This window comes from Flavobacterium pectinovorum, assembly GCF_900142715.1.
GTDB classification, from domain to species: Bacteria; Bacteroidota; Bacteroidia; order Flavobacteriales; family Flavobacteriaceae; genus Flavobacterium; species Flavobacterium pectinovorum.
Genome location: NZ_FRBX01000002.1, coordinates 349,566 through 375,177 on the forward strand (window position 1 = coordinate 349,566; position 25,612 = coordinate 375,177).

Here is a 25,612-nt window from a genome sequence, read left to right on the forward strand (position 1 = left end):
TAAACCATAAAATCAAATATCATGGCTTTTGAATTACCACAATTACCTTATGCATATGATGCATTAGAACCACATATTGATGCACGTACAATGGAAATTCACCATTCAAAACATCATAATGCATACACAACAAATCTTAACGCTGCAATCGCTGGTACAGATTTGGAAGGAAAAACTATCGAAAACATCTTAATCAACCTAGATAAATCAAACGCAGCAGTTCGTAACAATGGTGGAGGTTTTTACAACCACAATTTATTCTGGACTGTAATGACTCCAAACGGTGGCGGATTACCAACAGGTGATTTGTTGGCTGCTATTGAATCTTCTTTTGGAACTTTTGAAGAGTTTAAAGCAAAATTTGCTAAAGCTGGTGCAACACAATTTGGTTCAGGATGGGCTTGGTTATGTGTACAAAAAGGTGGAAAATTAGATGTTTGCGGAACTCCAAATCAGGACAATCCATTAATGCCGGAAGTTGGTTGTGGTGGAACTCCAATTTTAGGAATGGATGTTTGGGAGCATGCTTATTATTTAAATTATCAAAACAGAAGACCAGATTACATCGAAGCTTTTTTTAATGTAATTAACTGGACAGAAGTTGCAAGAAGATATGCTTTAGAGAAATAGTCTCAAGCAAGATAATAGAATAAAGAGTAAAGAAAAAAGACGGATGGCTTGATAGCTGTCCGTCTTTTTTTTGTCAGATAGTTAAAATGTTCAACAATCTTTATTCTATTTTCTTTGTTCTATTCTCTATAATTGTAAAATAAAAAAGGTGGAATTTCTTCCACCCTTTTTGCCCCAAATCTACCATATACTTAACCTACTAATGTAATGGTATTATAAAAATAGAATAGTTAAATTGTAATACCAACTATTTTAGATGAAGTGCAAATATAATCGATGAAATGCGTATTTTCTTACCTTTGATCGCTTGCTGAGTTTATTCCAATAAAAAAGGTGAAATTTCTTTCACCCTTTTTGCCCCAAATCTACCATATACTTAACCTACTAATGTTATGGTATAGTAAATATATAATAGCTATATCGATTTCACAAATATTCTAGACGAAGTGCAAATAAACCCGATGAAATACGTAATTTCTTACTTTGACCAAACTTATTGGAGTGTGTTTGAGTTTATTCCAATAAAAAAGGTGGAATTTCTTCCACCCTTTTTGCCCCAAATCTACCATAAACTTAACCTACTAATGTTATGGTATCCCAAAAGTATCTTAGATGTGCGATTTTGCCAAACATATGGGATGAACGGCAAAAAAAACCGATAAAGTGCACAATTTAACCTTTTGTTAGTATTTTTTTAATACGCTCGTGCGTCTTTACCTTCATAAAAATTCATGAATGCTCTGTTTACAACACGGTTTCCACCAGGAGTTGGATAGTCTCCTGTGAAATACCAGTCTCCAAGATTTTTAGGACAGGCAATATGTAAATCTTCCACCTTTTGGAATATAATTTTTACTTCAGCATTAATTTCCGGAGAGCTTAACATTTCTGCAATTTTATCTGAAATTTCTTCAGGAGTAAATTGGTCATAAATTGCGGTTACATAATTTACAACATCTGCATCAAGATAATTTTCCTGAGCTTTACATTTTGTATAAACTTCATCAACTATATGGTATAGATTTCTTTCTTTCAATAAAGCAAGAGCTGCTCTAAAAGCAACAAGACCTTCTAGTTTCGCCATGTCAATTCCGTAGCAATCAGGGTAACGAATTTGTGGTGCCGATGAAACGATTACAATACGTTTTGGTTTTAAACGATCCATCATTTTAATGATACTCATTTTTAATGTTGTACCACGTACGATACTATCATCAATAATAACCAAATTATCTGTTGGTTTGATAACGCCGTATGTTACATCATAAACGTGTGCTACCAAATCATCACGGCTGCTGTCTTCTGTAATGAAAGTTCTTAGTTTAGCATCTTTAATAGCAACTTTTTCAGTACGAATTTTTACAGCCAATAATTCTTGCAACGTTTCAGCTGTAAGCGTATTTCTGTTTTCCAGAATATAATTATTTTTTCTCTGATTTAAGAAATCCTGAGCTGCTTCAACCAAACCATAAAATGAAGTTTCGGCAGTATTTGGAATATAAGAGAAAACAGTATTATCTGTATCACTGTCAATTGATTTAAGAACTGCAGGTAAAATTAATTTTCCTAAGTTTTTACGTTCCTGATAAATTTCTGCATCACTTCCTCTTGAGAAATAGATTCTTTCGAAAGAACATGCTTTTTTCACGGTTGGTTCCAAAATTTGTTCCATGGAAACTTTTCCGCTTTTCTTGATAATCAAAGCATTTCCCGGCTCAATTTCCTGAACGCTTTCAAACGGAACATTAAATACGGTTTGAATTACAGGTCGCTCAGAAGCAACAACCACCACTTCATCATCCTGATAAAAATAAGCAGGACGAATTCCGGCTGGATCTCTAAAAACAAAAGCATCACCATGACCTAATAATCCGGCCATTGCGTAACCTCCGTCTAAATTTTTTGCAGAGCGTGCTAATATTTTTGCAATATCCAATCGGTCTGCGATTACCGGAGAAGCTTCTCTTTTAGAATAACCTTCTCCTTTACAGTCTTGGTATAATTGCATTACTTCTTTATCTAAGAAATGTCCAATCTTTTCCATTACTGTCACAGTATCGGCCATTTCTTTTGGATGTTGACCAAGTTCCACTAAGTTTTCGAAAAGTTCTTTAACATTCGTCATATTAAAGTTCCCTGCCAAAATCAAATTACGGTGCATCCAGTTACTTTGACGCAAAAATGGATGAACACTTTCGATGCTGTTTTTTCCGAAGGTTCCGTAACGAACATGACCTAAAAACAATTCTCCTATATAAGGAATGTTTGCTTTTTGAGCGGCAACATCATCTGCATATTCCGGATGAGCACCTAACTCTTCATTGATACGATCGTTGATTTGGGCAAAAACATCCTGAATTGGCTGTGCATGATTCGAACGAACTCTGCTGATGTATCGTTGTCCCGGATCAACATCTAGTTTGATGCTTGCAAAACCTGCACCATCCTGACCACGGTTGTGCTGCTTTTCCATCATCAGATACATTTTTTGTATTCCGTAAAAAGCAGATCCGTATTTTTCTTTGTAATATTCAAGCGGTTTCAGAAGTCTAACTAAGGCTATACCACATTCGTGTTTTAACGCGTCGCTCATTGTGTTTTGTATTTGTGTTGTTGTAAGTTGTGTGTATTAACGTAATAAAAAAGCCCCGTGTTATCGAGGCTTTCGGGCATTATATTTCTATGTCAAACTGAGTTAACGATTTAAATTGCTGTAATCGAATCGCTACTTCAGCTTTGCTTAATGTTTCCATCCTTTCGGTTCCAAATTTCTCCACACAAAATGAAGCTAAATTCGAACCGTAAATTATTGCATTTTTCATGTTGCCAAACGAAATGTTTTCGCTTTGTGCAATAAATCCTGAAAAACCACCTGCGAAAGTGTCTCCGGCTCCTGTTGGATCAAAAACATCTTCTAATGGTAATGCCGGTGCAAAAAATACTTCTCTATTGTGGAATAAAAGTGCGCCGTGTTCTCCTTTTTTGATCACCACATATTTTGGCCCCATTTCCTGGATTTTAGCCGCAGCTTTTACTAATGAATATTCTCCTGAAAGTTGTCTTGCTTCTTCATCATTGATTGTAATAACATCTACACGTTTAATTACTTCTAATAATTCCGGTAAAGCACAATCCATCCAAAAATTCATAGTATCTAAAACTACCAATTTTGGTTTTTTCTCCATTTGATCCAAAACACTGCTTTGTACTAAAGGATGTAAGTTTCCTAACATCACAACATCAGCATCTTTATAATTTTGAGGAACTTTTGGTTGAAAGTCAGCCAAAACGTTTAATTCTGTAACAAGAGTATCTCTTGAGTTTAGATCGTTGTGATACAAACCGCTCCAGAAAAAGGTTTTTCCGCCTTTTACAATTTCGATACCAGAGATATCAATATTTTTTGAAGTTAAAAGGTCTAAATGTTCTTGTGGAAAATCGTCGCCAACTACAGAAACAATGGCCGATTGTAAGTTAAAAAATGATGCCGATAAACCAATGTACGTTGCAGCACCACCTAAAATTTTATCTGTTTTTCCGAAAGGAGTTTCAATCGCGTCGAAAGCAACCGTTCCAACAATCAATAATTTATTCATTTTATGAATTTCGAATTAGGGTGCAAAGATACTTCATAAGTTACAATATTGCAACGGTTTAGGTTCGCAAAATTTTCATAAAAAAACAATATCGTTTGCGGGGCTAAAACTATTGTAAATGAATTGGTTAAATTATATTTTTTGGAGTGCTTAAAATAAGGTTTTAGGATTTAAATTGCAATATTTAATTGAAAAAATCTTCAATATTTATTTCAGTTTTCTAAAAGAAGAAATTTTTCTTTTCCCACTTAAAACGCCAAGAATGGTAACATGATTATTTTTGATTTTAAATATAATAAGCCATGTTTTGTAGGCAGCTTCTCTGTAGATTTTATTTTTTGTCGGTAAGTTTTCACATTGAGCATAAATTAGTGGATCATGAACTATTTTGTTCATAACCTTATTTATTCCATTACCAATTTTAATTGAATTTAGGGGTTGATGTTTTACGAAGGCAATATAATCAACAATCTCTTCTAAATTTTGGAAATACCTCTCCGATATATCTAACGTATATTGTTTTGGATTTTGAGTTTTTTCTCTTCCCATCTTTCATTAAACTTTTCTAAAGACATTGTTGAAGTATTTTCAGCAGTTTTTATCCATTCTGCAAAATCTTCTTTAGATAAATTGTTTTCAATTTGATCGGTTTCATTCTCAAAATCAATAGATACTTTCAGGACTTTTCCAATGTAATTTTTTGGAATCTCAAAAGAAAGATTCACAATTTTATCTTTAGGAGTAATGGTTTTCTGTATCATTTTCTTTTAAATTAATGAACAATACAAAATTACGATAAATAAAATTCACAATTATTGATTTTAAAAGTTTTTAGTCAGATTTAACAACTTTACAACTCATACTTCTTATCAAAATAATTCTTCAAAACACCAACCTGAATTAAAATCATAAAAGGCACAATCAGGACAGCATATAAAATATTTTTTGAGAGATGGATTCCTGAAAAGACAGCAGAGAATTTTTCTGTATAAGATTTATCAATTACCAAATTAGATTGAGTTCCTGAAAAAAGTGATGCGTAAACAATTAAGGAAATTAAACCAAAACCAATTAAAATCCAGATTGTTTTAGAAATTAAAGGTTTGTAGCTTTTAGCTTTACTTTTTTCTGCTACCAGAACCTGAGCCATTATTTTTGAAGTAAAGTCCATAGATGGTGACTCCAAAGTATTTTCAGCCATCATTTTATCAATAAGATTTTCTATATTTTTATCGCTCTCTTTCATAATAATCTAATAGTTCTGGTTCTAATTGCTTTTTCAAAATTACAGCTAATTTTTGTCGGCTTCTAAATAATTTTACTTTGACATTATTAGCATTAATATTCATGATTTTTCCGATTTCTTCTAAACTCTGCTCTTCAAAATAAAATAAAGTTAGCAGGAAATTCTCTTCCCTTGGCAGCAAATTCAAACAATTCTGAATCGTCTGCTTTCGTTCTTTATCTTCTAAAGCACTCAAAGCATTATCCATTGTTTTAATTAAATGTGCCGAAAATTCATCTATCGAAATATTATTGTCTTCTTTTTTATTTTTCTTCAAGCGATCTAAACACGTATTATAAGCTACTCTGTAGATCCATGTCGAAAACTTAGAATCACCTTTAAACTTCGCTAAAGAATTATAAGCTTTGATAAAAGTATCCTGAGCAACTTCTTCGGCTTCTTCTCTGTTTTTAATCATTTTGAGTGCCAAAGTAAAAATCATATTTTTATAACGGTCCACCAGCACGGCAAACGCATTTGTTTCGCCCTGCAGAATTTTATCGATATAATACTGATCTTCTAAAGTACTCATATTATATAGGACGACGGTTATTGTAATTAGGTTACAATCATTTGAAAATAAATTTCAATTTAGAACAAATTATTAACGGTACAAATTCATGGTTAAAATTATAAATAGAAATATTTTAGACAAAGTTCAATTATATAATAGTATTATAAGATTAAGTAGTCCTAATCTTAGAAACCATAAAGGCAATCAAAACCCCGAAAATCCCTATAAAAGCAAAGGAAAATTGCAGTCCGAAATTTTGAGCGATATGACCAATTATGGGTGGCCCCATAAGGAATCCTAGGAAACTTACGCTCGAAACTATGGTTAAAGCTTCTCCCGGCGGAACGGTTGGGTTTTTTCCTGCCATACTATAAACAGTAGGCACAATTGTAGCAACGCCTAAACCAACTGCCATAAAAGCAATCGTACACGGAACAATATAAGGAAGAAAAACGGCGGTAAAAAGTCCGGCAGAAATCATGACACCGCTAATTTGCATGACGCGTTCGCGACCAAATTTATTGATTAATCCGTCGCCTAAAAATCTTCCACTTGCCATTGTAATCATAAATGAGGTATATCCTAAAACTACCAAAGGTCCCGGTGCCTGTACAATATCTTTAAAATAAACACCGCTCCAGTCGAACATTACACCTTCGCTGGCCATGCTGCAAAAACCTATTACACCAAGCCAAAGCAAGGCGCTATCCGGCTTCGTAAATCGTTTTTTAGATTCTGTTTTATTTTTTATCTTTTCTTTGGCTCTGACCAAAAATTTAAAATTAAAAGCGACCATAAGTAATACTACAACGCCCACAATTATAAAATGATGTAATGGTGTAAGATTTAGAGCCAACATGCCTAAACCAACCAAAGCACCTGTGAATCCGGCGAAACTCCACATGCCATGAAATGCCGACATGATTGTTTTTTTGAAAAGTACTTCGGTATAAACACCTTGTGTATTTACAGCAATATTGGCTAAGTTTCCAAAGATTCCGAATAGAAATAAACCTAATGATAATTGCAATGCCGTTGTTGCCAATCCTAAATTAACCAGACATAAAACGTACATAATTAAGGAGAAAACCAAAATGCGATGACTGCCGAATTTCGTGACCATTTTTCCTGAAAAAGGCATAATAATTAACTGCCCCACCGGAAGCGCAAAAAGTATAGATCCTAAATCACCTTCGGTTAAATGCAAGGCGGTTTTGATGTCCGGAATTCGGCTAGCCCAGGTTGCAAAACTCAATCCCATTCCAAAATAAAACATTCCGACAGCAAATCGAATTCGTTTTAAATAAGAGGCTTTTGCTTCTCTAAATACTTTCTTGATTTTCCCTTTGGTCTGGAAAAGTGATAACGGATTAAAATCTATCAAAGCTTACGGTTTTTGGGTTTGGCACTATAAAAATAATAAAAACCTTCTTTATAGACTATTTATCTCCCGTTGTTCGTCTATTTATAACGTTATTGTTTATAAATTGTGAGCTTTTTGCCCACGGATTTTACAGATTAAACGGATTGTCGCTGATTTTTAATCTTTTCAATCCGATTAATCTGTGGCAAAAAACTAGTCATATAATGACAATATTATTTGTAGAGGTATACAGCAGTGCGTCATTTTTTTTATTGATAATAAAATTTTCAAAAGAAAAATCAGCGACAATCCGTTTAATCGGCCAAATCCGTGGGCAAATTAATCACTTTTCGCTCTGCATTACTTGCAATTGCAGCTTCGATAATCTGCATTACTTTTACACCATCTTGTGCTGTAACAGGCTCTGTTTTATTGTTTGCAATTGAATCGTAAACACCATCAAAAAACGAAAAATAATTCCCCTGAAGTGTTGGTATTCTGTCGCGAACTAATTCTCCGTTAATTTCTGTATGCAAAAGCCCCTGAAAGATTTCCGGTTCTGTCCCCCAGTCTTTTAAATTAGGTTTTTTGCCCAGTTTCAATTCATCTTCCTGAACATCACCACGAGGTTTTAAGAATGAGCCTTTTTTACCATGAATTGTATAGGCAGGATTGGCTTCTCTAACAAAAAAACTGGCTTTTAAACGGACTCTGAAATCTTCATAAATCAGCAACAAATCGATCCAGTCATCGACCAATGAATTTTCTCTGGTGTAACGAATATCACCAAAAACCGACTTTGGAGAACCAAACAAACATACTGCCTGATCGATTAAATGCGGCCCTAAATCTTTGAGTATTCCTGCTCCGTCATTTACGGTTTCTTTGTGTGCTTTCGGACTTAATAACGGATTATATCTGTCAAAATGAAATTCTACTTCGACTAAATCTCCCAAAACACCATCATTAATTACTTTCTGAATTGTTTTAAAATCGCTGTCCCATCTTCTGTTTTGGAAAACGGCTAATTTTAATCCTTTTTCTTTGGCAATTTTGGCTAATTCTTCGGCTTCAGACACAGTTGTAGTAAAGGCTTTTTCGACAACGGCATGTTTTCCGGCCAAAAGCACTTTTTTAGCATATTCATAATGTGTTCCCACGGGTGTATTTACGATAACCAAATCGACATCATCTGTCAGTAAATCATCGATTGTTGGATAACTTTTTACGGCTGGATAATCTTCCTGAATGAGTTTTTTGCTTCTTTCCCAAGAACCTAATAATTCAAATCCTTCATGAATATCTAAAAACGGAGCGTGAAAAACTTTCCCCGACATTCCGTATGATAATAGTGCTGTTTTTATTTTTTGCATGATATAATTTTTATCAAAATAAAGTTTAATTTTTTTCTACCATTAAGATATTAAGTTTCATTAAGCTTTGAACTTAATTTTCTTAATCTCTTAATGGTTCAACTTAAAAATATTTATGTTTAGTTAAACTTTAGCGCGTGCGTATTGTTTTGGCCAAAGGATATCTTCGTTTAGCTCTTTGGCGAAATGCAAAGGCAAATTTGGATCTCTTAGCGATTCTCTGGCGAATAGAACTAAATCGGCCTGATTGTTCTGTAAAATTTCTTCTGCTTGATTTGCTTCTGTAATTAAACCAACTGCTCCGGTTAAAATAGCAGCTTCGTTTTTAATTTTTTCTGCAAATTCAACCTGATAACCGGGCTTTAACTGAATTTGCTGATGTGAAACCAATCCTCCAGACGAAACATCAATTAAATCAACTCCTTTTTCTTTTAATATTTTCGAAAGTTTTACAGATTCTTCCGGATTCCATCCGCCTTCTGCCCAATCTGTGGCTGAAATTCGAATAAACAAAGGCAAATCTGATGGCCATTCTGATTGAACTGCTTCCAGAATTTCTAAAGTAAAACGGATTCGGTTTTCGAAACTTCCACCATATTCATCTGTTCTTGTATTGGTTAATGGTGATAAAAACTGGTGCAATAAATAACCGTGTGCACCATGAATTTCCATAACCTGATATCCGGCTTCGACAGCTCTTTTTGTGGCTGCTTTAAAATCTTCAATTACTTTTTGAATGCCCGTTTTGTCTAAAGCTTCCGGTTGAAAAGGTTCATCTTCATGATAAGCGATTGCACTTGGCGCAACAGTTTGCCATCCTCCATGAACGAAGTCTAACTTTTTATTGCCCATCCACGGTGCCGAAACACTTGCTTTTCGACCTGCATGTGCCAACTGAATTCCGGGAATTGCATTTTGAGAAACAATAAATTCGTTGATTGTTTTTAGTTTCTCAATGTGTTCGTCTTTCCAGATTCCTAAGTCTGAAGGAGAAATTCTAGCCTCTGGAGAAACCGCTGTGGCTTCCTGAATAATCAAGCCAACTCCGCCGCTGGCACGGCTTCCTAAATGAACCAAATGCCAATCGTTTGCAAATCCGTCAACTGAGGAATATTGACACATTGGCGAAATAACGATCCTGTTTTTTAAAGTGATTTTTTTTATAGTAAGCGGAGAAAACAATTTTGAAGCCATAGTTGTAACTTTTAATGAATTTGGGCTACCTATTAGGTACGATAGCGTTTAAAAAAGTAAAGTTAAAGCTTCTTCGTAAAACAAGAAATCTAAATGTTTATTAATTAACAAACATTTAAAACCTTATGTATTATCTTGCACTATCAAATTAAAATAGAAACGTTACTTTTGTGCGTTAAATTACGAACTAAAAATACAAAATGGATATAGTTATCAAACTCTCTCAATTTCTATTGAGTTTATCTTTACTTATTATTCTTCACGAATTAGGACATTTTATTCCTGCAAAATTATTTAAAACAAGAGTTGAAAAATTTTACTTATTTTTTGATGTTAAATATTCGCTTCTAAAAAAGAAAATTGGCGAAACTGAATACGGAATTGGATGGCTGCCGCTTGGAGGCTACGTGAAAATTTCGGGAATGATCGACGAAAGCATGGACAAGGAACAAATGGCTTTACCACCTCAGCCGTGGGAATTTCGTTCTAAACCGGCATGGCAGCGTTTGATTATCATGTTGGGAGGAGTTACGGTAAACTTTATCCTGGCTTTTATTATTTATATCGGAATGGCATTTGCTTATGGCGATACGTATGTAGCCAATTCTGATTTGAAAGATGGTGTTTATATTGAAAATCCTGCTATGATTAAAGCTGGTTTTAGAACCGGTGATAAAATTATTTCTATTGATGGAAAAAAAGTAGAGAATTTTGATAACGATATGAACATGAATGTAATCATGTCGAAACACGTTTTGATTGAAAGAAACGGACAACAACAAACAATCAATATTCCGAATGATTTTGTAGATCAATTGTCTAAACATGAAAAAGGATTGCTTGTAGGGATCAGAATGCCGTTTGTTGTAGGTAAAGTTGCTGAAGAATCTAAAAATACGGCTTTGAAACCAAAAGATCTAATTGTGAGTCTGAATGGGCAAAAAGTAAAATATTTTGATGAGGCAAAGGTTATTTTAGAGGCTAACAAAGGCAAATCTATTCCTGCGGTTGTATTACGCGACCTAAAAGAAACTCCAATCACTGTAAACGTTTCTAAAGACGCAAAATTAGGTGTTGTTGTTGGAGGTTTGGATATTAAATCTCTGGAGAAATTAGGCTACTATAAAATAAGTACAAAAGAATACAGCTTTTTCGAATCTATTCCGGTTGGACTTACAAAAGGTAAAGACCAATTAGTAGGTTACGGAAAACAATTGAAAATGATTTTTAATCCTGAAACAAAAGCATACAAACAAGTAGGTGGTTTTGCGGCGATTTTTAACATTTTCCCGACTTCATGGAGCTGGGAAACGTTCTGGTCGATCACGGCTTTATTGTCGATTATGCTTGGAGTTATGAATTTATTGCCAATTCCGGCGCTTGATGGTGGTCATGTGATGTTTTTATTATACGAAATAATTAGTGGCCGTAAACCAAGTGATAAATTCCTTGAAAACGCCCAAATGGTTGGTTTCGTATTACTTATCACACTGCTTTTGTTTGCTAACGGAAACGATATTTACAAGGCAATTGTAGGCAAGTAAAAATATTTGATAAAAAGTGTGAAAATATTTTTGGGAAATTAAAAATTCGACTATATTTGCACTCGCTAAAAAGAGCAACAACTTCCTCCTTAGCTCAGTTGGTTAGAGCATCTGACTGTTAATCAGAGGGTCCTTGGTTCGAGCCCAAGAGGGGGAGCAACTTTTTTTAGCAAACATATTTACCTTTAAGGTGATTCCTCCTTAGCTCAGTTGGTTAGAGCATCTGACTGTTAATCAGAGGGTCCTTGGTTCGAGCCCAAGAGGGGGAGCTTATTAAATACCACTTATTTTTTGTAAGTGGTATTTTTTTTGATATTTACTCAAAGGATCTTGTTAATCAGAGTCCCGATAGCCATCGGGGTTGGTTCTCCCGATAGCTATCGGGACAAGAGGGGGAGCTTAAAAAAAAAGACTATCAATCGATAGTCTTTTTTTTGTTTTATATGTCTGCCTGGGGACGCAAAGCTTTGTATTGATTTAGCTTTGTGAACTTTGTGTTTTGTGAAAACACTACAAGATAAAAAATCTTTGTGCACTCTGCGGTAAAAAAGCCAAATGCTCAACAGTTTGAAATATTCAAGCTTAGTTTTTAACCAGTTTAGTGCCCTTCAATCCATTATTACTAATGTTTTCACTTTCAAACATATGCATCATTTCATCAGCCTTATCTTTTTGGTTAATTGCTTTTAATGCCTGCGAGTATCTATAATAGTAAATTGACTCTAAATCAGAAGTCATATTAAACAGTTCTTCGTAGTACTTAGCTGCCATAACCAAATCACCATTAAAATAAGCCTTGTCTGCAACTTTTGTGAGCATCATTATAGATTTGTACCCTTTGTCTAAAACTTTTGCATAGGTGTCAATTATATCTATACTTATGTATTTTGGTTCCTCAGTAGGAGCAATTACTTCTACTTTGACCGGTTCTATTTTTATAGCGCTGGTATCAATAATACTTTTTGACTGTAATGCTAATGCTGTATTGATTTTTTTTACTTTGGCTTTTCTGTATATCGGAGTTACTGTCCTGGTATTATTTGGTCCCAGATCGTTTGTGTAGACCATATCTAATTTTGAAACTTCGTATTTTGTAATTCTTTTTCCGAAAGTCATATTAATAACTTCTTCTACATAATAACCCACTATAACGAGATCTTCTTTAGGTGCCGTTTCAGATTTTGAAGCTGCATTTCCGTTTGTGGAAGTCATTGCAATATCATTCGTTGTTTGTCCGTAAATATGAAAAGAAAGAACAGACGTAGTTGCTATAAAATATCGTACATAAGCTTTCATAATAGATTAAATAAGATTATTACCCGTAAAAAAGTCATATAAATATACTGATTTTGAATCACTTATGATTTATGTTTGCCTTAAATTGCCTGAAAAAACGTTTAAGTGTAGTTTTCTCCTCAGTTATGAAACAAAACGCTTTAGGAACTAACCAACAGAATATTTCTGCTATTGAAAATGCAAGAAAAACAACATTTTTATTTAAATAAAAAATTTTATTGATACTATTTTGTAATATATTTACCACATTATTGTAGTCTAGTGCCAAAAATTTTCAAAAATATATAAGCAGAATATCGAATCAACACCATTAACTATGTTACTAACCGATAACCATTTAACCATTGTACTTGGCATAGACATTCATTTTACCACCCTACCTCCATTTAATCCATTTCATCCTTACATAGGTATTGTTATTGACCCGGCCGATTATATTCCGTTTTTAGGAACTAATGTGCATATAAATGGTTTTAAGCGCGGAAATTCAGATACAGGAGGAATTATTATTCCATTACAGCATATTCCGCTTTTTACCCCGCCATGGCTTATGATGCCTATTATTGGGCACGAAAGCATGAATTTTTTTGCATCAGAAACTGTTTATTCAGATGGTACCAGAATGAGTCCGAAAGGACATATGCTAATGACTTGTAATGATATCGGGATTCCGTTATCGCTATCGCTGGGAAAAACCAAAATAGGCAAAAAAATGCTTCCTTTTGCGCCAACGCTTTTTGCACCAACTTCCTTTTCACTTCCTATTCCAACAGGAAAACCAGTAATGGTAGGAGGTCCATATCCACCGGACTGGGGAGGCATGCTAACAGGACTGGCTGCCAGTATAGGCTTTAGTACCTTATTGAAAAAACTAAGAGGTCTAGTTAAAAAATTCAATCTTAGCGGTAAATGTCCCGCCGGACTTAAAAAAATGCTTTGTCGATTTGGGTTCGAACCTATAAATCTTATAAACGGAGCCGTGATTTACGAAGGAAGCGATTTTGATATCACAGGCCCGATAGCCCTTAATTGGCAACGTAATTGGTACTCAGATTCAGAGTATACCGGATGGCTTGGTCATGGAGTTCATTGTGTATATGATAGGGCTGTAGAGTTATATCCGGATGAAGATGCTTTGGGACTTCGTATGGACGATGGACGACTAGTAGGATTTTCTGCCCTGATGCCCGATGAAGAATTTTACAATCGTGAAGAAAAAACAACATTAAAAAGAACCCCAGACGGATATCAGGCTTACGACCACACCGGCAAACTTTTTTATGATTTTACCCTTTTTGACGGTAAAAAATACCAGCTTACACAAATAACCAATCACGACGGACTGTGCATTATTTTTGAATTTACAGGATATCGCCTGAACAAAATTATCGATACCGCCGGCAGGGAAATAAAAGTAAGCACAATAAACGGACTTATCCAGAAATTAGAATTGGAGGGACCGGAAGGAGACGAACTTTTGATCGCTTATGAATATGATGAGCATCAAAACATGTCTGCCATTATAGATGCTTTGGGTAAACCAACTGTTATTAAATTCCAAAACCATCTTATGGTGGAAAAAACAGATCGTAACGGACAAACTTTTTATTGGGAATATGATTCGCAAAACCGCTGTATTCATACATGGGGTGAAGGAGGTTGGCAGGAAGGATCGAATATCATCCCGAAGAAGGTTATAATTTAGTTACCGATGCAAATCTAGCAATAACTACTTATTATTACGAACCAAGCCAGCTTGTGACAAAAATAAAAGACCCTATGGGTAACAGTACATTTTATAACTATACAGAGTTTATGGAATTGTACCGCGAGATCGACCAAGAAGACCGTATCACAGGGTTCAGTTACGATGAAAAAGGTAATAAAACAGGTACAGTTTATCCTGACGGCACAGAAGAAATGATAATTTATGATGAGGAGAACCGACCATCGATTGCCATTGATCCTGAAGGACAGAAGACCATTTATTTGTACCATACCCAAAATCCGCAACAGCTTAAAACCATAATTGCACCAGACAAAACCAGCACCCATTTTACCTATAATAACGACGGACTGCTGGCGAGCGTAGCCAAAACCAGCAACAAACTCGAACTAATTTACGACGAGCAGTACAATCTTATTGAATGGAGAGAAAACGAGAAGAAACTAAAAACATGGGAGTATGACCATCGTGGTCGCGTACGTGCGATCTATACCCCAATGCAAATGGCAGATTATTTCAGCTATGATGCTCTTGATAGGGTGCACCAGATCTTAGAGAAAGACAGTAACATCATAGAATTCAGCTATAATAATTATGATGAAGTTACCACTTTAAAAGACAGTAAAAACAATATAAAATTCACATATACCCCAATGGGAAGCCTTGCAACGAGAGAGCAGGACGGAGTAAAAGTATGTTTTTCCTATGACAAAATGGAACAACTTAAAGGAATTACAAACGAAGACTTCGAAAGTTATACTTTTACCAGAAACAAAGCAGGTTATATTATAAAAGAAAATGCTTTTGACGGAATCGAAAAAAATTATACCCGTAATCTTGCTGGCGAAGTGACTAAGATAGATCTTGGTAACGGAAAATATATCGAATATGAACAGGATGCATTGGGACGTATTACAAGAGCTGACTACCATGATGGTACATGGGAAACCTTTACGTACAATAAAAACGGGTTATTGATCGAGGCTGTGAACCAAAATGTAAGCATAATCTTTGAACGCGACACAAACGGTAGAATTGTCCAAGAAACCCAAAAACAACAGCTTGATTCCAACGAAAATGGTATAACACTTATATCAACTTACAATGCTTTAGGGCAACGCACTAATATAAGCACCAGTCTTGGCGCTGATATAAAAACGCATTACAACCAAAAAGGACAACTCGATCGCATAGAAGCGCAAAGTAATGAACTGAAAGAACAGCACCAAACTTGGGAAACTACCCTGAAAAGAGACGATCTCGGCAGGGAAATAGAAAGATTTGCCACAGGTGGACTGCACATAAAAACAAGTTACAATAATAGTGGTAAGCAAAAAGAACAAGAAGTATTTGCCGATGGCAAACGAACCTGCGCACGTTTTTATAATTGGGATACCAACCAACAGCTTCGAAACGCGGTAAACCAAATGACCCAAAGTTTGACCTATTTTGATTATGATGATTTTGGAAACCTTGCCAAAGCCTATTCTGATTTAAAAGGAGAGTTGTACAAAACCCCTGATGCGGTAGGGAATTTATACAAAACCACTGACCGCAGTGACCGTAAATACGGTAAAGGCGGAAAACTGCTTAAAGACGAAAAATATTATTACAAATACGATAAGCTTGGAAATTTAATACACAAAAGTCCCCGTGATATTACCAAACCGCTTCTTTTTGAAAAGCCAACAAACTTCTTTGATAAACTAGCTGGTAACAAAGCCGAAGAAAACCGTCTACAAGAATTACACGAACAATGGCAACAAGGAGACACAACTTATTCATGGCTAGCTAACGGCATGTTGAGAACTGTGAGAAACCCAGATGGTAAAGTTATAAATTTTGAATACGATGCATTAAGAAGACGTACCGCAAAAATTGTAGACAAAGAAATAAATCGTTATTTTTGGGATGAAAACGTTCTTATACATGAGTGGAAATATGATTTAAAACAAAGACCAAAACTTGTAATTGTCGATGAAGATAATTTGGTTTACGATAAAGCTGAACTAATAGAGAATCTTATTACTTGGGTCTATGAGGGTGGAAGTTTTGTTCCAAGTGCTAAGATAATAGGTAAAGAGAAATTTAGTATCATTAATGATTATATTGGTCGCCCTATACAAGTTTATAATGAAGAAGGAAATCTTGTTTGGGAAACAGATTATGATATTTATGGTCATTTAAGAGACCTAAAAGGCGATAGAAGTTTTATACCTTTTAGGCAGCTTGGTCAATATGAGGACGTAGAGACGGGATTGTACTATAACCGATTTAGATACTATAATCCTGAAACTGGGTTATATTTGAGTCAGGATCCAATAAGATTGGTGGGTAGTGATAACCTTTATGCCTATGTGCACAATCCAAATAGTTGGATTGATATCTTTGGTCTATTTGGTTCTGGGCAAGGAACACACACCGCTATAGTAAATGTTTTTGATAGTAATAATAATTTGGTATTATCTGAAGTATTCCAAAGCGGAAATATGACTTTAGAAGAGAAAGCTCTTGGTTTTCCTCAAAGCACATTAGCAACTCATACTGAAGCAAGGGCAATTAAAAAAATACAATTAGAACCTGGACAAAGAATGGAGATTATAGGACAGTATCCTCCGTGTAATTCTTGTAAAGGGAAAATGAATGCTACTGGTTCACATATAGAATATAAGTGGAAAGGTGAAGATGGTAAAATGAATAGCTGGAAAGCAAAAGGATGCAAATAAATAATAAAATTTCACATGAAAATAGAATTAGAAATTAAAACAATTAATATCTCAGATAATATTGATGATGGTTATAAAATGATTTCATTTGGAGATAATGAGATAGAAGAAAACATTGAAAATTATGTTATAATTCAAAGAGCAAATGCTTTTGATTCACAAGACGAAAAATTAGGGATGAATAATTATTATATAGAATATAATGATCAATCTAATTCTGGATATGGCGCTTGTGAGAAAATAGTTTTAGATAATAATATATTGGATTTCATATTTCCTGTAAAAAAAGAAATTGATATATCTGAAATTATCTTGAAATTGGATTTAAAAAAATATGATAAGGAAAAACTAATTAATTATTTACAAATTATTTTAGGTAATTCTTTTGAAATAAAAAACTGAGAACTTTTCACCAAACGCTAAGATTGTTGGAGGTAATATCATTAATGAGTACATGGGTAAATCAAAAAGAATATGGGGATTTGGGAATAGTTGATGTTCCTAATGAATTATAAATTCATGGTAAAATGATAAATAAAAATATTTTAGACAAATTAGTTCAATTAAGTGAAAATAGTATTACTTCTGAAGATTGGATAAGTTGGTGGTCACAAAATGAGCTTTTAGTAAAAAAAGAAATATCTCCCGGATGGTTTTTAAAAATAAAACCCAAAATGGCACAAGGGATTGATGGAGCAACTTTAATATCGCAAAACAATACAAAAGATTTTTTAAAATCTATAAATCAAGACTTTAAAGTAAGTTCTGAAAATAATTATAAATTAAATTGGGAAAAAAGTATTAATGAATTAAGTGAAAAAGAAGAAATTGATTTCAAAATATACTTCGAGAATAATTTTAAAAATCTAAATAAAGAATATCCCAATCTATACTCTGCTATAAAAGAAAATTTTAGTGGTAATGGAGATATTGTGAAAAAGGAATTTTCAAAAGAAGATATATTACAAAAATCTTTTTCAAAATATCTAACAGAAGAAATAATAAATTACTTTACTAATATTTCATTATTGCAATCTGATGGCATAACCTTCAATTTAGAATTTATTGATTTTAAAAATGATGAATATCTTAAAATTGGGGAGTTATGGCTCTATAATGATGGAGATGAAATATTAATAAAGAAAAACAGTAATGAAGTATATTTAAATAATATTGGATCAAAACAAATTAAAATATTAAACAATTCATTTTATAATTTTATAGAATCTACCTTAACTGATTTTATAAATGATAATTAGTGCTCGAAGTCGCAGAATTTTTGGCCACAGATAAATGATTAAAAAGAGCAAGAGATCTTGTTAAAAAATTCAATCTTAGCTGTAAATGTCCCGCCGGACTTAAAAAAATGTCTCGTCCTGAAAAAAGTTTACATATTTATATTTAATCATAAAATAGATTTATAAAAAAAGCGCCGCAATTTTACTTGCAGCGCTTTTTCTATATTCTAAAAACTTAGGATAATTAAACCCCCAACTTCTTAGCAATCTCAGTAGGAATTCCTCCTTTGTTTACCATTAAGGCAGTAGTTTTATATTTTACGAAATTTTTGGTTACGAACAAGAAACCTTTGTAGTCGTTTGTTTCTCCCCAAGAATTTTTTACGATGTAATATTCTCTTCCAGTTTGATCTTTTGCAAGACCAATAATGTGCATTCCGTGGTCGTCTGTAGTAGTGTAGTTGTCAAACGCAGCCTGACGCATTTCCGGAGTAATTTCCGGTTCTGGTTTTGGTCCGTTAAACATGTCTGCCTTTTCTTCAGCGGTCATGTCGTCGAATTTTTTTGTTGGTACGTATGCCACACCATTTTTCCAGCTAAAGCTTTTCTCGCTTACGTCTGTCGCCCATGCTACGGTATATCCTTTTTTCAACGCATTGTCGATAACATCTGTCATGTCGTTTACTTTTACGTTGTAAACCTGATCAAACGACCAGTTGTCCGGCACCATCATCGTTGTTTTTTGGTAATATGGCGCTGTTGTAAAAGATGACATTTCAACGTAATCATCAGGATTAATTCCTACCACTTCTTTAGCAAACGATTGTGGCGTATAGTTTTTTCCTTTATAAGTAAAATTATCCGGCACTTTTCCTAAATAAGAATCGATAACGGCAGTGTATGCTTTTTGCCAGTTTGGCGTTAACTCACCATTTGGGTTTTTAACTACAGCAGTCAAAACACCTTCAATAAGTGCGGCCATTTCGCCAAATTTATTTTTATCGGTTCCGTAGTTTAAACCAGTGTAAACTTCTCTTGGTACGGCTCCGTATTTTTTATACATATTGGTTACATCGTGCAAAGCTCCTCCGTCACCCAAAGTAACTGCGCCATGCATGCGAACATAATTAATTCCTTTTTCAACATAAACGTTTCTGGCAGAGTAAATTTGAGACAATTCTACAGGCTGTTTCCCTAAACGAATCATTTCTGACTCTAAAAAAGAGTTTGTAGCGTAACTCCAGCATGTTCCTGACGAACCTTGTGTTTTTACGGAAGTTGTTCCTAAATTAATTTCTTCTGTGAATTTAAAGTTCTCTTTACTTTTATCACTTGCATTTAACTTTAATGAGTTAACCAAAACGTCTTGTGCAAAAGAACTGCTGACACCAACAAAAAATGCCGACGCAACAAAAACTGATTTCAACGTAATTTTATACATAATCAATGATTTAAATAGTTGACTAATTAGTCTACTACATTTTATTTTTGTTACAAATCAATTAAATATTACATTATTTGTGCGTTGTATAACCGTTAATTTTTTCATAATCTTTTTGTTAAGCTATATTAACTTACAAAATATAACTCATTGAATGTAATTATTTTTAACACATAGAAACATAGCATTTATTGAACTCAAAAAGGCGTTTCACTTGCATTAACAAACATAGACTATGTGTGGAAACTTGTTTCTTTTGTATTCTTTTTACACCCTTTTAACCTATGTTTCTATGTGTTTAATTGTTTTTTTGCTTCACCCAACGAATAAATATATAAAAAAAGCAGATGCTTAAAATCAATAAATAAACTTATTCCTTGTTTGCTAAATAAGTAGTATTTTGCCTGCTCTAACAACGCCACATCCACCCAAAATGTACGAACTCCAAAAAGAGAAATACTTAGGCAATACCAAAAAAATATTCGACAATACGCAGGGAATTGCAGTTGTTGAAACGGAGTATCAAAACAAGGTTTATGAGGGCTGGCATTCGCACAACAATGCACATATTACACTTTTCCTGAAGGGCGGAACTACCGAAAAAAGAAAAAACTTTAGCGAAACAGTAGGCCCGGGTTCCTTGTTATTTTATCACAGCGATGAATTGCACCTGAATCAAAATACTCTTTTTCCGTCGCAAAACATCAACATCGAAATAGAAGAAAAGCTGTTGAAAGAACTCCAGATAAGTGAATCGACAATCGAAAAATCGGTTCAAAATGCAACACTTACCAAATTTATCATACTGAAGATTTTTAAGGAAAGTCTGGTTTCCGATGCTTTTTCGGGCGACACGATCAACATGTTATTTGCACAATTATCGAATTCTAATGCTCATTTGGAACGGTTTGAAAAAAGTCCGTTTTGGGTAAAGAGTTTACATGAATTACTAAATGATTGTTGGAATGAAAATCCAAACTTGCAGGATCTGGCTCAGGTTTTAAACTTAAATCCAATTACGATATCAAAACATTTTCCGAAATATTTTGGCTGTACTTTGGGCGAATACATGCGCAGGATCAAAATAAATCGTTCGCTTTCGCTGATACAATCCAATCCGGGTAATTTAACGGAAATAGCTTTTGAATGCGGATTCTCAGATCAAAGTCATTTTATCAGAACATTTAAAAACCAAACGGGATTTCTACCCAAACAATTTCAAAAATTATAAGAGAGGCAAATTTCATTCTATTTTTTGGTTTTGATGCGGCCTACATTTGCTTCATCATAAATCATTAAATACATCCAAAATGGAAACTCAAACTCTTTCTAGAAAACAAAAAATATTTAATTTTCCTGTAGTTAAAATTATTCTCGCTTTACTTACTTTTATGGCAGTTGTAATTATTGGGCAGCAAATTGCAGTAAAATTACTGGACTTAACGTCGCTTGACAAAGATTACCGAAACCTTTTAAAAGGATTTTTTGTTTCCTTCTCCTGCATCTTTAGTTATATTCTTTTCTTTAAAAAATACGATAAAAGAGTTGTAACGGAATTTGCCACAAAAGGACTTGTCAAAAATCTTTTCATTGGATTTGCGGTTGGTTTTATACTGCAATCTTTTACAATCTTAGTAATTTATCTTAACGGAAGTTATAGCGTTGTAAAAATCAATCCCATTTCATTTATCCTGATTCCGTTTGCCCTTATGTTCACAGTGGCAATTATCGAAGAAGTTTTGGTACGCGGCATTATATTTAGAATTATGGAAGAAAAACTGGGAAGCTATCTTTCGCTTACATTTTCTTCAGTATTATTTGGAGTCTTACATTTAGCAAATCCTAATGTCACTTTGATTTCGGCAATATGTATTACTACTGCTGGTTTTTTAATGGGTGCTGCTTTTATTTACAGCCGTAATTTATGGGTGCCAATTGCATTGCACTTTGCATGGAATTTTACCCAATCTGGAATTTTTGGAGCTATAACATCCGGAAACGAAAAAACAAATAGTTTAATAGTGGCTAAAATACAAGGTCCGGAATTTATTACCGGTGGAGAATTTGGCCCGGAAGGATCGATACAGGCGATTGTTTTTTGTGCTATTGGAACCATTATATTTTTGGTTTTAAGCTATAAAAACAATAAAATTATAAAACCTTATTGGAAAAAATAAACTAAAAGTCATGAGAGTGAGGAAGAGGGTTTCGACTTCGCTCTGCCTGACAATTTAATATTATCGAAGCCAATTACTGCCAAAAACAATATAATATGCCCAGTCTTCCGGGCCTTTTGCGACGTCAACACCCATTCTGAGTTTAAATTTTCGTGCCAGTAAATACCTGAAACCAGTTCCGTAACTGTATACGACGGGTTTAGCAAAAGCCTGATCCCAATCATCAAAAGCACTTGCCAGACCACCGTAACCCATAAGGCTCCATCTTCGGTATACATCCCATCTCAATTCGAGTTCGGTTACGATACTTGTTTTTCCCTGATATCTTGCAGCGGGAATTCCTCTTAAATTAATTCCCGGTAAGAGATAAAAAGGTGGTTTCCCAAAGGCTTGTTCCCCTTCAATTCGGAGTCCGCCAATTAATTTTTTGGTTACAGGATAATATCCAATTGCCGAAAGATTAACGCGCCAGGCATCATAATCACTTCCAATGACATCATCAGACCAAAAGAAATCTGATTGTATGCGAATTCCTTTATCGGGGGTAAAAATATTGTCCCGTCCATCAAACTGAATAGCTCCACCAAACTGACTTACCAAACTATTAATGTCTTTTGGCTTGACAAAAGAGGGTGGAAGATCCAGATTTAAATCCGGCAATGTTATATTAGAATTTAGCAATAAATATTGTGGGCCGGCGCTCCATTTTGCATTTCTAAATTGTTTCAGCCATTGTGTGTAGAATATGGTAGACTTAAAATTGAGCTTAAATTCCTTGTCGTTTCCATTGGGTAAATTTTCATAAAAAGAGAGGTTCATGTCGCCATAACCTGCCATTACCCGGTATAATATTCTCGATTTTATTAAAGTACCGGAACGAAAGGCGCCCACCATCCAGCTTTTGTTTTCGGTGTACATTCCGATTCCTCCTGTAATATCGGGATTTATAAATCGTTTTTTGCCGTTTTCATCAACAACAGGTGCGTGTTTTTTTAGAAAAACAGGAACAATTGCACCTCCAATTCCGCCCAGAGCCGGTTCTGTTATAATTGTTGGAACCACAATAAAACCATGTGCATAAATAATGTAATCGCTTAAATCGAATGCGCCATCAAGAGAATCTTTTACGCTAATATGATGCTTTTGTCCTCTTATAGTTTGAAATGAGAAAAAGCATATCATTAACATGAAAACCATTCTCTGAATAATTTTTTCTTTTTTAATGATAAAATCTGAAGGTGTATTTCTCATTTCAAGTTATTTAAGATTATCCTATTTCAACAAAAAAACAGCAACTCTAATCGTTATTCTTCTACTACTTTTGCTAGGCTAAAGACGTGTGCGAGTGTAAGGAAAAAGGTGTTTCCCTGAAAACGGTTTACAGCTTCAAATTCAGAAACCCAGCGTAATCCTGCTGAAGTTTTAGAACCTATATGAAAATAGTTTACTTCGGCTCCTATGCCTGCAATTCTGTCTTTTGCAGGTTCAAGTACAGAATTACCAACCGGTATTTTGTCGGGTGATATTTTTCCTTGTAAATAATAAATTGCTCCGGCATTTAATATTCCTTTTGGTGCTGTTTTTTCTGCATTCATCAAATAAAAAGTTTTTCCTAAACCTCCTTCAATACTTAAAATATCTCCGGTTTTTATATCTGTATCTTTCTTTTTACCGTTTATTTCATACGCCGCCAATGCCGAAAAATGAAAGGTCTTTTTATCATTGAAGAATAGAGTTGTTCCTGCTGAAAATTCATTCATAAACATTCCCAGACCCGCATTGTCAGAAGCTCCTGCAGTAAATTTTCCGGTAGGAAGGTATATTTGGTAACTAAACACAAAATCGGCTCTTTTGTTATGCCAGCCCAATTGTACAGGTTGTACAAACATATCTGTAAAGGCAAGTGAGTTTTTGGCATCCAGAGAATTTCCCTGAATAGTGTTTGATGCAAAAGCTAATAAAATACTAGCGCCATAATTAGCGCCAAAGATTTTAAAGTCGCTTATATATGATGCTCCGGCTCCTGTTATAAACATCGTGATATCAGGATTTGCAACTGATTTATCTCCATTGGCATTGCGCAAAGAGCAAGCATCATAAAGATAACCTGGAACATAAACACTTAAAGTGTTAGCCGGTGCCTGAGTTCCGGATTGTAAACCCATTGCACCAAGAATGTGTCCGCCTTTAAGCTGGGCATTTCCGGTAAAATAAATCAACAAAAGAAAAAGTGTAAGGATAAATTTTATTGGTTGTCTGCGGGTATTAAAATTCGTTTTCATCTTGTTTATTTTAAAAATTAATGAAACCTGTATTGCTTTATTTTTCAGACTATATCTAAGATTCTTTTAAATAAAAAGAAGAACTTGTTTTCTCAGAATTAATTCTGTTTATCTTAAAATATTCTGAAGGAGATTTACCAGTATGTTTTATAAAAGCCCTAAAACATGTAGTTCTTGATTTAAATCCGGATCCCCAAGCCATACCTTCAAGCGATAAATCTTTCCATTCGGGATCATTTATTTTGTCTTTAAAAAATTCGATTCTTTTTAAATTGACATAGTCCTGAAAATGAAGATTAAATTCAGAATTTATTAAATTAGAAAGATGATGAACAGAGATTCCGGTTTCATCAGACAGATCACGAATAACAAAATCTTTTTTCAGGAAAAGCTTTTTTGTAGAAAAAATATAATCCAGTTTTTCGAGATATTCCTGTTTTTTATCGGGAGTTAACTCTTTTACTAATGGCAAACTATTTTTGATTTCTTTTGTTTTTATTACCAATGAAGTATCTGTAACAAGACTAAACTGATTACTTGTTTCTTCACTTATTTCATTATTAAAATCGTAAAAAACCTGAGGTTTGAAATAAAGCCAGCCTACTGTAAAAACAAGTACTGCAGAAATTAATATATAACAGGAAAAGTCAAGATTATTAACCTGATTCATCAAAAAATAATGTACAAAAAGGGTAGAAAACAAAAACAAAATCATCAAATTATAAACTCTTATCCAGCTTAATATTTTTACACGCTGGAAATGATTTTCTTTAAATTTTTTCAAATCATAATTTAAAATCATCATTGTCTGGCAAAAAGCATACAATAACCAAACCGTGAGACTTAACATAGAAAAGGGATTCTGTACTTTTACAGAAATATAGTCAACTACATGAAAATCAATATAATTGCCAATCCATACAAAAATGGTTAAACCAAAATAAACCAGAAAGGGTAAAAAATGCAGCCAATCGTATTTCTTAAATATTTTTTTATCTGAAAACAAAATCGTTCTGACATAAAGAAATGCAGAAGGTGCCACCAAAAAAATAAAGGATTTTGTGATCATAAAAAGATCAGGGAAATGCTTAAAAATAGTAGCTGATAAATAAAAATTATAAACACTGACAACAGCAAGGCTAAACAAGAACAGTCCAAGGAAAAAACTTTTTGAGTAATTTTTTCGTGAAAACAAAACCATAAAGGAGGTAGCAAAACCAACCAGTG

Annotated in this window: 22 protein-coding genes and 2 tRNA genes; 10 read left to right on the forward strand and 14 right to left on the reverse strand. The window is 34.1% G+C overall.

Annotated features, from left to right (window positions below; translation table 11 throughout):
• Positions 1-21: 21 nt before the first annotated feature.
• Positions 22-630 carry a superoxide dismutase gene (locus tag BUE22_RS08135; protein WP_042564798.1) on the forward strand — a complete coding sequence of 203 codons (609 nt, stop codon included), beginning with the start codon at positions 22-24 and terminating at the stop codon, positions 628-630.
• A 694-nt stretch (positions 631-1,324) separates the two neighbouring features.
• Here BUE22_RS08135 and BUE22_RS08140 read toward each other — a convergent pair.
• The 9 genes from BUE22_RS08140 to namA all read right to left on the reverse strand — a co-directional run bounded on the left by BUE22_RS08140 (position 1,325) and on the right by namA (position 9,955).
• Positions 1,325-3,223: an amidophosphoribosyltransferase gene (locus BUE22_RS08140; RefSeq protein ID WP_073394527.1), complete on the reverse strand. Its 1,899-nt coding sequence runs from the start codon at positions 3,221-3,223 to the stop codon at positions 1,325-1,327.
• A gap of 79 nt (positions 3,224-3,302) precedes the next feature.
• Complete coding sequence (locus tag BUE22_RS08145) at positions 3,303-4,226, reverse strand: PfkB family carbohydrate kinase (RefSeq protein ID WP_073394528.1); 924 nt, start codon at positions 4,224-4,226, stop codon at positions 3,303-3,305.
• A 207-nt stretch (positions 4,227-4,433) separates the two neighbouring features.
• Positions 4,434-4,775 (reverse strand): type II toxin-antitoxin system RelE/ParE family toxin, encoded by a 342-nt coding sequence (locus BUE22_RS08150; protein ID WP_073394529.1) that lies wholly within the window; start codon positions 4,773-4,775, stop codon positions 4,434-4,436.
• Positions 4,733-4,987, reverse strand: a complete 255-nt coding sequence (locus BUE22_RS08155) for a hypothetical protein (RefSeq protein WP_073394530.1) — start codon at positions 4,985-4,987, stop codon at positions 4,733-4,735. The genes BUE22_RS08150 and BUE22_RS08155 overlap by 43 nt, the downstream gene beginning before the upstream one ends.
• Positions 4,988-5,076: 89 nt before the next feature.
• Positions 5,077-5,472: a hypothetical protein gene (locus BUE22_RS08160; RefSeq protein ID WP_073394531.1), complete on the reverse strand. Its 396-nt coding sequence runs from the start codon at positions 5,470-5,472 to the stop codon at positions 5,077-5,079.
• The gene (locus BUE22_RS08165; RefSeq protein WP_073394532.1) at positions 5,456-6,043 is read right to left on the reverse strand and encodes an RNA polymerase sigma factor; all 588 of its coding nucleotides are present in this window, start codon (positions 6,041-6,043) and stop codon (positions 5,456-5,458) included. The genes BUE22_RS08160 and BUE22_RS08165 overlap by 17 nt, the downstream gene beginning before the upstream one ends.
• 151 nt (positions 6,044-6,194) lie before the next feature.
• Positions 6,195-7,409 (reverse strand): MFS transporter, encoded by a 1,215-nt coding sequence (locus BUE22_RS08170; protein WP_082036948.1) that lies wholly within the window; start codon positions 7,407-7,409, stop codon positions 6,195-6,197.
• A 293-nt stretch (positions 7,410-7,702) separates the two neighbouring features.
• Positions 7,703-8,761 carry a Gfo/Idh/MocA family oxidoreductase gene (locus BUE22_RS08175; protein WP_073394533.1) on the reverse strand — a complete coding sequence of 353 codons (1,059 nt, stop codon included), beginning with the start codon at positions 8,759-8,761 and terminating at the stop codon, positions 7,703-7,705.
• A 123-nt stretch (positions 8,762-8,884) separates the two neighbouring features.
• Entirely contained in the window at positions 8,885-9,955 is a 1,071-nt protein-coding gene (gene namA, locus BUE22_RS08180) for an NADPH dehydrogenase NamA (protein WP_073394534.1), read from the reverse strand.
• Between the two features lie 200 nt (positions 9,956-10,155).
• Between namA and rseP the strand changes: the two genes are divergently transcribed.
• From rseP to BUE22_RS08195, 3 genes are all read left to right on the forward strand, one after another.
• Positions 10,156-11,499, forward strand: coding sequence for an RIP metalloprotease RseP (gene rseP / locus BUE22_RS08185; RefSeq protein WP_073394535.1), 1,344 nt, complete (start codon positions 10,156-10,158; stop codon positions 11,497-11,499).
• 83 nt (positions 11,500-11,582) lie between these two features.
• Positions 11,583-11,656 (forward strand) — tRNA-Asn (locus BUE22_RS08190).
• Between the two features lie 38 nt (positions 11,657-11,694).
• Positions 11,695-11,768: transfer RNA gene (locus BUE22_RS08195), tRNA-Asn, on the forward strand.
• A 313-nt stretch (positions 11,769-12,081) separates the two neighbouring features.
• On the opposite strand, the gene BUE22_RS08200 is transcribed toward BUE22_RS08195, so the two are convergent.
• Positions 12,082-12,795, reverse strand: coding sequence for a hypothetical protein (locus BUE22_RS08200; protein ID WP_073394536.1), 714 nt, complete (start codon positions 12,793-12,795; stop codon positions 12,082-12,084).
• A 316-nt stretch (positions 12,796-13,111) separates the two neighbouring features.
• On the opposite strand from BUE22_RS08200, the gene BUE22_RS23890 reads away from it, so the two are divergent.
• The 4 genes from BUE22_RS23890 to BUE22_RS08215 all read left to right on the forward strand — a co-directional run bounded on the left by BUE22_RS23890 (position 13,112) and on the right by BUE22_RS08215 (position 18,506).
• Positions 13,112-14,500, forward strand: coding sequence for a DUF6531 domain-containing protein (locus BUE22_RS23890; RefSeq protein ID WP_124020489.1), 1,389 nt, complete (start codon positions 13,112-13,114; stop codon positions 14,498-14,500).
• Positions 14,455-17,247: an RHS repeat-associated core domain-containing protein gene (locus tag BUE22_RS08205; RefSeq protein WP_124020490.1), complete on the forward strand. Its 2,793-nt coding sequence runs from the start codon at positions 14,455-14,457 to the stop codon at positions 17,245-17,247. Before BUE22_RS23890 ends, BUE22_RS08205 begins: the two co-directional genes overlap by 46 nt.
• Positions 17,248-17,262: 15 nt before the next feature.
• The gene (locus BUE22_RS08210) at positions 17,263-17,649 is read left to right on the forward strand and encodes an Imm10 family immunity protein (RefSeq protein WP_073394537.1); all 387 of its coding nucleotides are present in this window, start codon (positions 17,263-17,265) and stop codon (positions 17,647-17,649) included.
• Positions 17,650-17,774: 125 nt separating this feature from the next.
• Positions 17,775-18,506, forward strand: a complete 732-nt coding sequence (locus tag BUE22_RS08215) for a hypothetical protein (RefSeq protein WP_073394538.1) — start codon at positions 17,775-17,777, stop codon at positions 18,504-18,506.
• A gap of 223 nt (positions 18,507-18,729) precedes the next feature.
• Here BUE22_RS08215 and BUE22_RS08220 read toward each other — a convergent pair whose 3' ends face one another.
• Positions 18,730-19,926 (reverse strand): C1 family peptidase, encoded by a 1,197-nt coding sequence (locus BUE22_RS08220; protein ID WP_073394539.1) that lies wholly within the window; start codon positions 19,924-19,926, stop codon positions 18,730-18,732.
• A gap of 433 nt (positions 19,927-20,359) precedes the next feature.
• On the opposite strand from BUE22_RS08220, the gene BUE22_RS08225 reads away from it, so the two are divergent.
• Together BUE22_RS08225 and BUE22_RS08230 are read left to right on the forward strand one after the other, a co-directional pair.
• A complete protein-coding gene (locus tag BUE22_RS08225) occupies positions 20,360-21,157 on the forward strand; it encodes an AraC family transcriptional regulator (protein WP_073394540.1) in 798 nt (265 codons plus the stop codon).
• A gap of 79 nt (positions 21,158-21,236) precedes the next feature.
• Positions 21,237-22,103 (forward strand): CPBP family intramembrane glutamic endopeptidase, encoded by an 867-nt coding sequence (locus tag BUE22_RS08230; RefSeq protein WP_073394541.1) that lies wholly within the window; start codon positions 21,237-21,239, stop codon positions 22,101-22,103.
• A gap of 60 nt (positions 22,104-22,163) precedes the next feature.
• Here the strand turns inward: BUE22_RS08230 and BUE22_RS08235 are convergent, their stop codons facing one another.
• Genes BUE22_RS08235 through BUE22_RS08245 form a run of 3 tightly spaced genes read right to left on the reverse strand, consistent with a single transcriptional unit; the run spans position 22,164 to position 25,454 of the window.
• A complete protein-coding gene (locus BUE22_RS08235; RefSeq protein WP_073394542.1) occupies positions 22,164-23,354 on the reverse strand; it encodes a BamA/TamA family outer membrane protein in 1,191 nt (396 codons plus the stop codon).
• A gap of 53 nt (positions 23,355-23,407) precedes the next feature.
• A complete protein-coding gene (locus tag BUE22_RS08240; RefSeq protein ID WP_073394543.1) occupies positions 23,408-24,385 on the reverse strand; it encodes a SphA family protein in 978 nt (325 codons plus the stop codon).
• Between the two features lie 55 nt (positions 24,386-24,440).
• Complete coding sequence (locus BUE22_RS08245; protein WP_244152483.1) at positions 24,441-25,454, reverse strand: helix-turn-helix domain-containing protein; 1,014 nt, start codon at positions 25,452-25,454, stop codon at positions 24,441-24,443.
• Between the last annotated feature and the right edge of the window lie 158 nt (positions 25,455-25,612).

What these genes read in the sequence shown, in the direction of transcription:
- BUE22_RS08215 (WP_073394538.1), top strand. Translation starts at nt 17,775, where the DNA reads ATGATAAATAAAAATATTTTAGACAAATTAGTTCAATTAAGTGAAAAT.
- BUE22_RS08145 (WP_073394528.1), bottom strand. Translation starts at nt 4,226, where the DNA reads ATGAATAAATTATTGATTGTTGGAACGGTTGCTTTCGACGCGATTGAA.
- BUE22_RS23890 (WP_124020489.1), top strand. Translation starts at nt 13,112, where the DNA reads ATGTTACTAACCGATAACCATTTAACCATTGTACTTGGCATAGACATT.
- BUE22_RS08160 (WP_073394531.1), bottom strand. Translation starts at nt 5,472, where the DNA reads ATGAAAGAGAGCGATAAAAATATAGAAAATCTTATTGATAAAATGATG.
- BUE22_RS08235 (WP_073394542.1), bottom strand. Translation starts at nt 23,354, where the DNA reads ATGAGAAATACACCTTCAGATTTTATCATTAAAAAAGAAAAAATTATT.
- namA (WP_073394534.1), bottom strand. Translation starts at nt 9,955, where the DNA reads ATGGCTTCAAAATTGTTTTCTCCGCTTACTATAAAAAAAATCACTTTA.
- BUE22_RS08150 (WP_073394529.1), bottom strand. Translation starts at nt 4,775, where the DNA reads ATGGGAAGAGAAAAAACTCAAAATCCAAAACAATATACGTTAGATATA.
- BUE22_RS08240 (WP_073394543.1), bottom strand. Translation starts at nt 24,385, where the DNA reads ATGAAAACGAATTTTAATACCCGCAGACAACCAATAAAATTTATCCTT.
- BUE22_RS08230 (WP_073394541.1), top strand. Translation starts at nt 21,237, where the DNA reads ATGGAAACTCAAACTCTTTCTAGAAAACAAAAAATATTTAATTTTCCT.
- BUE22_RS08155 (WP_073394530.1), bottom strand. Translation starts at nt 4,987, where the DNA reads ATGATACAGAAAACCATTACTCCTAAAGATAAAATTGTGAATCTTTCT.
- BUE22_RS08135 (WP_042564798.1), top strand. Translation starts at nt 22, where the DNA reads ATGGCTTTTGAATTACCACAATTACCTTATGCATATGATGCATTAGAA.
- BUE22_RS08210 (WP_073394537.1), top strand. Translation starts at nt 17,263, where the DNA reads ATGAAAATAGAATTAGAAATTAAAACAATTAATATCTCAGATAATATT.
- BUE22_RS08200 (WP_073394536.1), bottom strand. Translation starts at nt 12,795, where the DNA reads ATGAAAGCTTATGTACGATATTTTATAGCAACTACGTCTGTTCTTTCT.
- BUE22_RS08225 (WP_073394540.1), top strand. Translation starts at nt 20,360, where the DNA reads ATGTACGAACTCCAAAAAGAGAAATACTTAGGCAATACCAAAAAAATA.
- rseP (WP_073394535.1), top strand. Translation starts at nt 10,156, where the DNA reads ATGGATATAGTTATCAAACTCTCTCAATTTCTATTGAGTTTATCTTTA.
- BUE22_RS08165 (WP_073394532.1), bottom strand. Translation starts at nt 6,043, where the DNA reads ATGAGTACTTTAGAAGATCAGTATTATATCGATAAAATTCTGCAGGGC.
- BUE22_RS08140 (WP_073394527.1), bottom strand. Translation starts at nt 3,223, where the DNA reads ATGAGCGACGCGTTAAAACACGAATGTGGTATAGCCTTAGTTAGACTT.
- BUE22_RS08220 (WP_073394539.1), bottom strand. Translation starts at nt 19,926, where the DNA reads ATGTATAAAATTACGTTGAAATCAGTTTTTGTTGCGTCGGCATTTTTT.
- BUE22_RS08245 (WP_244152483.1), bottom strand. Translation starts at nt 25,454, where the DNA reads ATGATCACAAAATCCTTTATTTTTTTGGTGGCACCTTCTGCATTTCTT.
- BUE22_RS08175 (WP_073394533.1), bottom strand. Translation starts at nt 8,761, where the DNA reads ATGCAAAAAATAAAAACAGCACTATTATCATACGGAATGTCGGGGAAA.